Genomic DNA, 7844 nt, shown 5'->3' with positions numbered 1-7844 from the left:
GACGGCCGCCCTCGCCATCGCGACCGGCCTCGTCGGTCTGCTCGCCGGTCTCATCCGGCTCGGCTTCATCGCCGCGTTCATCTCCGAACCGGTACTCAAGGGCTTCATCGTCGGACTCGCCCTGGTCATCATCATCGGGCAGGTGCCCAAGTTGCTCGGCGTCGACAAACACGACGGCAACTTCTTCCGGCAGGCGTGGGGCATCATCACCGAGCTGGGCCATGCCCAGTGGCGCACCGTGACGGTCGGCCTGATCAGCCTCGCGCTGGTGCTCGCACTGCGCCGCTGGCTGCCGTTCGTTCCGGGCGCGTTGGTGGCGGTGGGGTTCGGCATCGTCGTCGTGACCTTGTTCGGACTCGACGACAAGGGTGTCTCGATTGTCGGTCATATCGAATCGGGACTGCCGACGCTCGGCCTGCCGTCGGGAGTGTCGTTCGGTGACTACCTCGATCTGCTCGGACCCGCCGTGGGGGTGTTGCTGATCGGCTTCGCCGAGGGCCTCGGCGCCGCGAAAACCTATGCGGCCAAGGCGGGTTACCCCATCGACGCGAATCGGGAGCTGCTCGGCCTCGGCGCCGCCAATCTCGGCTCGGGGCTGAGTTCGGGGATGGTCGTCAACGGCAGCTTGTCGAAGACGGCGGTCAACGGTGGCGCCGGGGCGAAGACCCAGCTCAGCGGGCTTGTCGTGGCCGGGCTCACCGTCGTCACGCTGCTGTTCCTGACCGGGTTGTTCGAGAAGCTGCCGGAGGCCACCTTGGCGGCGGTCGTGATCGCGGCCGTCATCGAACTGGTCGACATCGCCGCCCTGCGCCGCCTCTACCGGGTCTGGACCCACATGCTCGCCAGCATCTACGGCAAGGCGGCACGTGCCGACTTCCTGGCCGCGATGGCCGCGATGCTGGGCGTGCTGATCTTCGATACGCTGCCCGGCCTGCTCATCGGTATCGGTGTGTCGATGCTGCTGCTGGTGTACCGGGCCTCGCAACCGCATGTGGCCGAGCTCGGTAAGGAAGGGTCGTTGTGGGTCGCCGCCGTCCGGCACCCGGACGCGGCGACGCGCCCCGATCTGCTGGTCGTCCGGGTCGAGTCGGGGCTGTTCTTCGCCAACTCCGGTTATGTGAAGGACCAGATCGAGGGGCTGTGCACCGACCGCACCCGGATGGTCGTCCTCGACGCCGAGACCTCGCCCTCGGTCGACGTGACCGCCGCGGCGATGCTGCTCGCCCTGCGTGACACGCTGGCCGCCCGGCGCATCGGGTTCGCGATCGCGCGACCGGTCGCCCAGTTCGGTGACGCCCTCGGCTCGGCCGAGCACGGTGACGTCCCGGTCCCGATCTATCCCACCGTCGCCGCCGCGGCCGCGGCACTGTCCGGCTCATGAACATGCTCGCCTGCCGAAAGGAACGCAGATGAACGGCATTCTGGTCGCGCTCGTCGGAGCGCTGTTGTGCTTCTACGGGATTCGCTCGGTCCACCTGGGCTTGCTCGCGATCGGGTTCGGTCTCGGCTGGCTGATCGCGGACCTGTTCAACGCGAGCTTCTGGTGGCTGTTGCTGGCCGCGCTGATCGGCGCGGTGTCGGTCTGGGTGGTCACCTCGCTGGTGTTCCGTTTCGCCTCCTATTTCATCGGCGGTCTGACCGGCGTGATGATCGGCACCAAACTGGCGACGGTGTTGCAGCCCGGCGACAAGAACGTCGCCCTGAGCATGATCGTCGCGCTCGCGGTGGGCGTGTCAGGCGCGTTCCTGGCACAGAAGTTCCGGGCCCGCGCACTGCTGTGGTTGACCTCGATCGGCGGCGCGAGCATGATCTGCAGCGGTGTCGCGCTGTTCAGCGACTCGCTGTCGTTCCTGCGCGACCCCGAGCCCGGCTGGCAGCAGGTCACCGCCACCCTGGCCTGGGTGGGTCTGTCGATCCTCGGCTGGATCACCCAGCGCCACCTGTTCGCCGAGAAGCTCGGCATCCAGCACCTGGTCGGTGACGACGACGAGCCGGACATGAGCGACCGCAACGGCGGCTGGCCCACGAGGTGACCAGTCGGCGGGAGGCACCGCCGGCTGGTCGAACCCGGATCAGTGGGCGGTGCCGCCCGTGGCCGGGGTGCGGCCGTGCTTCATCACCAGGGCGAGAATGAGGGCGACGGCCGAGGCCGCCGCGCAGACCCAGAAGCCCAGTTGGTAGCCACGATCACCGAACAGGTCGGGCAGCGGGGTGGCCGGTTGAGCCTGTCCGCCGACGCTCACCAGGGCGCTCATGCCGTTGCTGTGCAGGAAGGCGGTGACGATCGCGAGACCGATCGCGACACCCATGGACTGCATCACGCCGAGCATGCCCATGCTGACGCCCTGCTGTTCCTGCGGAACCGCCTCCACCAGCAGGATCGGCATACAGGCGTAGTACATACCGAAGCCGATGCTGAAGATCGAGTTCACGATCAGGAAGTTGGTGGCGGTCAGCGGCAGGACCGCGAACGCTACGGCCGCTGCGGCGAAGATGACCAGTGCCGCGACGAGCGGCAGCCGGGCACCGACCCGCCTGGCCAGCAGGCCCGCGACCGCGCCGAAGATCATCGTGACCACCGAACCGAGCAGCGCGATCCGGACGGCGAACTCGAGCAGGGTGTATCCACTGCCGTAGGTATAGCCGGGATCGAGGGTTACCTGCACGGCCTCGATCGGCAGCGCCTGACCCGTCAGCTGCTGGATCTGGGCCAGGGTGCCCTGCGCAACACCGTCGACGACGGTCGACTCCGGCGGGGTCTGGGACATGTAGGCGATGGCGTAGGACACGATGCCGATCTGCAGGGACGCGAAGAGCGCACCGGCGAGGACCAGCGCCACGCGCGGATGGAACAGCAGCTGCATGTCCATGATCGGTGTGGTGGCCCGCTTTTCGACGAGGACGAACAGCACGAGCAGCACGAGGCCCGCGATCAGCCAGGCCAGCGTGGTCGGCTTCGACCAACCCCAGTCGTGGCCCTTGTCGACGTAGATCAGGGTGAGTGCGGCACCACCGGCGAGCAGTGCGGCGCCGAAGATGTCGATGCGCTCGGTGACCCGCAGCTTGGACTCGGGCACGATGAACCACACCAGCGGCAGCATCACCACAGTGAATGCCCCCAGTACCCAGAAGATGGCACGCCAGCTGTGGTTGTCGACGAGGTAGCCGCCCAGCAGCGGGCCCGCGATGGAGGCGACGCCGAAGCCGGTCGCGGTGAGACCCAGCGCGAGCGGAACCATCTTGCGCGGCATCAGATCCCGGATGAGGCCGTAGGCGATCACCGCGGTCGCAATGGCGGTGGCTTGCAGGCAGCGGCCGAACAGGAACACACCCCAGTTCGAGGTGGTCGCGTCGAGTACGCAGCCGATCACGAACAGCGCGCCGCAGATGAGGAACATCCGCTTCTTGCCCCAGACATCACTCATCTTGCCGATCAACGGAGACGCGGCCGCGCCGATCAATCCGAAAACGATGATGGCCCAGTTGATGTTGGCGCCGACGCCGGGAAAGCTCGGGGCGATCTTCTGTAGTGCCGCCGCGACGATCGTGTACTGCATCGGGGCGATCTCGGAGAAGAGCACGATCACGGCTAGGACCGTGAAAATTCTTGCGCGCGAAGCGCCTTCGAGCCTTCCGGTGTCATTGGTGTCGTCTGGCTTGATGGTACTGGTGGACATGGCCACGCTCCATTGTTCGAGCTGATAGAAATTTCGAGCTAGTAGATGTAGGCGGTGTGGGGAAGGTCGGTGACGGAGGTTCCGGCCCGAACGATGAATTCGCCGGGTTCGCTCTCCCAGCCGCTCGTGCCCCAGTGCTGGAAGGCGCGAGCGGGCAGGTCGATCGACACCGTGTGAGTCTCGCCGGGGGCGAGGCTGATAGTGGTGAAACCGGCGAGCCAGCGAACCGGACGGTCGATTGCGCTGTCCGGGCGCGAGAGATACACCTGGACAACCTGTTTGCCGGTTCGCTCACCGGTATTGGTCACCGTCAGCGCGACGGTGCGGCCCTCGACGGTGAGATCGCTGGTCTCCCAAGTGGTGTAGCCCAGACCGTGACCGAACGGGTAGGCCGGTTCGATGTCTGCCTTCAGCCACGCGCGGTAGCCGATGTGGATGCCCTCGGCGTAGTCGAGCACGCCGTCGACGGGGGTGGTGTCGAGCACGGGGACGTCGGCCATGGTCTTCGGCCACGTGGTCGGCAGCCGGCCGCCGGGTTCGGCGGTGCCGGTGAGGACATCGGCCAGCGCCGCGCCGAACTCCTGGCCGGGGAACCAGGCGAGCAGCACGGCGGCGACATCGTCGCGCCACGGCATCTCCACCGGCGCACCGGAGTTCACCACGACCACCGTGCGGGGGTTCACGGCGGCGATCGCCGAGACCAGCTCGTCCTGACGGCCGGGCAGCCGCAGCGAGGTGCGGTCGACGCCTTCGCTCTCGATCTGCTCGGTGGTGCCGACCACGACAACGGCCACCTCGGCGGCCGCTGCCTGTGTGACCGCGGCCGCGAACTCCTCGTCGTCGGCGCGCTGGGGACGGCGGATACCGAGCGTCGCGCCGAGGATGATGCCGAGGCCGGGCATCGCTTCCTCGATACTGGTCACCACCCGGACATCGACCTCCTCGCCGACGGCGAGCGCGCGCGTGACGTGGCGTTGCGGCGGGTTGAGCAGTGCGGCGGCCGGGTCGCCACCGTCGAGCACCATGTTCTCGTCGAGCACGGTCTCGCCGTCGAGGTCGAGCCGGATATGACCGACCCCGCCGAAACCGATCTGCCATTCTCCGGCCATGTCGGCGCGCAGGCGCGTGTGCAGCTCGATCGTGTTCGACTGCGCCGCGAGCTCATCGCCGAGTAGCACGAGTCGGCTCGTGGTCCGGTGTTGGGTGCCGAGCTCGGTCTCGTCCTTGAAATAGCGGGCCGACAAGCCGGGCTCGCCGGATTCGGGGTCGGTGATGAGGGCGAGCGGGGCGGGGATCAGCGCCTCGGACAGGTGGACGCCCGCGGTGTGTGTCAGCGGTCGTCGGCCGGTGAGACCTTCGACGGGCGTCGTCGTGTGGCCCGGGATGACGGTGGCGCTACCGCCGCCGAGGAACCGGGGTTCCCCCGCCGACGGGCCGAGCAGGGCGACACCGGTTTCCGGTGCGAGCGGCAGGATTCCGTCGTTGCGCACCAGGACCATCGCCTCGGCGGCGACCCGGCGAACCAGGTCCTGTGCCTGCTCGTCACTGAAAACTGGTGTGGGCTGGGGTGTTCCGTCGAGCGCGCCGACGCGGTGTGCGAATCGCAGGATGCGGCGGACTTTGTCGTCGATCACGGATTCGGCGATCTCGCCTGAGCGAACCTTCGCGGCCAGCGGCTCACCCCACAGGTACCAGGGCCCCGGCATGCACAGGTCGGTGCCGTTGGCCGCGCTCTCGGTGCTGCGGACCGCGGTCCAGTCCGAGACGACGACACCGTCGAATCGCCACGCGCCCTTGAGTGGTTCGTCGAGCAGCGGGTTCTCGGTCATGGTCGTGCCGTTGACCGAGTTGTAGGCGTCCATGAGCATCCACGCGCCCGCTTCCACGGTGCGTTCGAAGGGGTAGAGGTACAGCTCGTGCAGCGCGCGGTCGCCGACCCGCACGTCGACGGTGAAGCGGTCGGTCTCGGAGTCGTTGGCCACGTAGTGCTTCGGGCACGCGCTGACCCCGTGCGCCTGCACCGATCGCACGTAGGCGCCGGCCATCTCGGCGGTGAGCAGCGGATCCTCGGAAAAGCATTCGAAGTGCCTGCCGCCCAACGGCGAACGATGCAGGTTCATCGTCGGGCCGAGGACCGCGTAGACGTCCTTGCGGCGCGCTTCGGCGGCGATGAGGGCCCCGATCTCGGTGAGGAGTTCGGGATCCCAGGTCGCGGCGACCGCGGTGCCGGAAGGCAGGCTGACCGAGGGATCGCGTTCGTCCCAGTTCTCGCCACGCACCCCGGAGGGGCCGTCGGACACCGGCATCTCGGCGAGTCCGATCGCGGGGTCACCGGCCATCCGGAACAGGCCTGCGCCGGAGATCAGCCGGAGCTTGCCCTCCAGATCCAGCTCGGCGAGTAGCTCCTTGATGCGGTCTTCCATGAAGAGGCAGCCTTTCTTCGATCAGCGGGTGAGGGTGCTGGCCTGCTCGGACCAGTACGGGTTGTGCAGGAATTCGCCGGTGCCCGCGACGAATGCGCCACGGGCGGCCGGATCGTCGCGCAATTGGCCACAGAACCACGCTGCTGAGTAGCCGAGATAGCGATATACGCCTTCGGTGCAGCTGTAGTTGGTGCAGTCGGGCCGGCCCTGGATGTCGTTGTGCTGGGCGCCGACCAGCGCGGCGCGGGCCTTGGGCACCTGCGCGGGCAGGGCGTCGTAGTACGCCTGCATGGACTGCTCGCCGATCAGCTCGGGTGGCAGCTGCTGGGTCCCCGGCGAGACGCCGTCGGCCGAACCGTTGACCAGCAGCACCGAGCCCGAAGTGATCGCACTGGTGTCGACACAGGCGCTCTGGCCGTCGACCGTCGGCAGTGACGAACACACCGCGGCCAACGGCATCTCGAGCGTCACGGCGGTGTCGACCAGGCCGGACCCACGCGCGAGCGCGTTCAGCGCACCGAGACCGCCTTGGGAGTGACCCGCCGCTCCCACCGCATCGAGATCGATCTTGCCGTGGAAGACGCTGCTCGAGTCGTTGTTCTGCTCGGCGAGATAGCGCACGGCGTCGAGCATCTGCACGCCGGTTCCGGTGTCGGTCCGGTCGGCAGCGATCACGACGAATCCCCACGACGCGAGGTGTGCGAGCAGGTACGCGTATTCGCGTGGGTGCGCCATCGTGCCGTTGCCCCACGTGATGACCGGGTGGGCGCCCGCGCCGAGATTCGCCGGGTACCAGATGTCGTAGGTATCGCCGGTCGAGGTGCAGCAGTCGGCACCGGATCGCTGGGCCACCGACCATGGCCCCGGGCCGTAGTAGATCGCCTCGACCGGCGCGGCCGGCTGGTAGGACGGCGCGGCCGAGACCGGTGCCGTCGACACGGCCGCGGTCAGCGCGACGGCGGTCAGGGCGATGCGGGCGCCTCGATGCACCCGCTCGACAGTTCTGTTGCTCACGATCTCCGACGTTAAGCAGGTGAACAGGCATATAGGGCCCGCCACGTCGTCTTGCAGACATGTTGCAGACACCCGCGCGCGGGGCTCCCCGCGACGTATTCTCGGACTGATGAACGAGTCGACCCGCACCGGTGCGGACCTCGGATGACCGAGGTAGGTTCTGCGCTGCGCGCGGCACGAACGGCGGCGGGAATCAGTCTGCAGGGCATGTCCGCGCGCACGAACTATTCGAAGCCGTACCTGGGCCAGCTCGAGACCGGCGCCAGGATGGTGCGCGCCGAGCACGTGGCCGCGTACGCGTCGGCGCTGCACACTCCGCTGGATCATCTGCGCGACCGGCTCACCGTCGATTCGGTCAGCGAACTCGACGATTTGCCCACGCAGCTTTCGTCGCTGCTGCTGCCGCCCGTCGCGCACTCGCGCGGCGATCACCCCACCTTCGCCGCGACGGAGCTGTTGGACGCCGAGCAACTCGCCACCTGGGCGCGCGCCCGGCAGTGGGACGACGGACCGGCGCCGCGCCGCGCGGTGACGGCCTGGCTGACGGTGAATCTGCCGCGTTTGCAGCAGCTCTCGGCCGCGGGCGGGCATGGCCGCGCCTTCCGGGCCGGTGCCGAGCTGGCCGATATCGCGGCCGCCATGAGCTGGGACATGGAGGACGTCGTCGCCGGTCGCCGGTACTCGGTCGCCGCGGCACGGCTGTCGCATGCCGCGGGCGAGGAGGTGCTGC

At 68.2% G+C, this 7844-nt stretch carries 6 protein-coding genes; 3 read left to right on the top strand and 3 right to left on the bottom strand.

The features are described 5' to 3' along the window. On the top strand, positions 1-1381 hold a 1381-nt coding region (locus ACFWF3_RS16120; RefSeq protein ID WP_379314282.1), incomplete at its 5' end, for a SulP family inorganic anion transporter. A 28-nt stretch (positions 1382-1409) separates the two neighbouring features. Continuing rightward, entirely contained in the window at positions 1410-2033 is a 624-nt protein-coding gene (locus tag ACFWF3_RS16115; protein ID WP_378994651.1) for a DUF4203 domain-containing protein, read from the top strand. A gap of 39 nt (positions 2034-2072) precedes the next feature. On the opposite strand, the gene ACFWF3_RS16110 is transcribed toward ACFWF3_RS16115, so the two are convergent. Genes ACFWF3_RS16110 through ACFWF3_RS16100 form a run of 3 tightly spaced genes read right to left on the bottom strand, consistent with a single transcriptional unit; the run spans position 2073 to position 7114 of the window. Next, complete coding sequence (locus tag ACFWF3_RS16110; protein WP_379314281.1) at positions 2073-3677, bottom strand: MFS transporter; 1605 nt, start codon at positions 3675-3677, stop codon at positions 2073-2075. Between the two features lie 38 nt (positions 3678-3715). Beyond that, complete coding sequence (locus ACFWF3_RS16105) at positions 3716-6100, bottom strand: glycoside hydrolase family 3 protein (RefSeq protein ID WP_379314280.1); 2385 nt, start codon at positions 6098-6100, stop codon at positions 3716-3718. A 21-nt stretch (positions 6101-6121) separates the two neighbouring features. Continuing rightward, positions 6122-7114, bottom strand: coding sequence for a hypothetical protein (locus tag ACFWF3_RS16100; RefSeq protein ID WP_379314279.1), 993 nt, complete (start codon positions 7112-7114; stop codon positions 6122-6124). 144 nt (positions 7115-7258) lie between these two features. Between ACFWF3_RS16100 and ACFWF3_RS16095 the strand changes: the two genes are divergently transcribed. Next, positions 7259-7844 (top strand): helix-turn-helix domain-containing protein (locus ACFWF3_RS16095; protein ID WP_379314278.1); only part of this gene is annotated, 586 nt, incomplete at its 3' end.

It is taken from the genome of Nocardia sp. NPDC060220, from assembly GCF_042727815.1.
Taxonomy (GTDB): Bacteria; Actinomycetota; Actinomycetes; order Mycobacteriales; family Mycobacteriaceae; genus Nocardia.
Note: the sequence above shows the minus strand (reverse complement) of the source record. Positions and strands in the feature narration are given on the sequence as shown.

Coding starts and splice junctions, on each gene's coding strand:
- ACFWF3_RS16110 (WP_379314281.1), bottom strand. CDS start 3,677: ATGTCCACCAGTACCATCAAGCCAGACGACACCAATGACACCGGAAGG.
- ACFWF3_RS16115 (WP_378994651.1), top strand. CDS start 1,410: ATGAACGGCATTCTGGTCGCGCTCGTCGGAGCGCTGTTGTGCTTCTAC.
- ACFWF3_RS16105 (WP_379314280.1), bottom strand. CDS start 6,100: ATGGAAGACCGCATCAAGGAGCTACTCGCCGAGCTGGATCTGGAGGGC.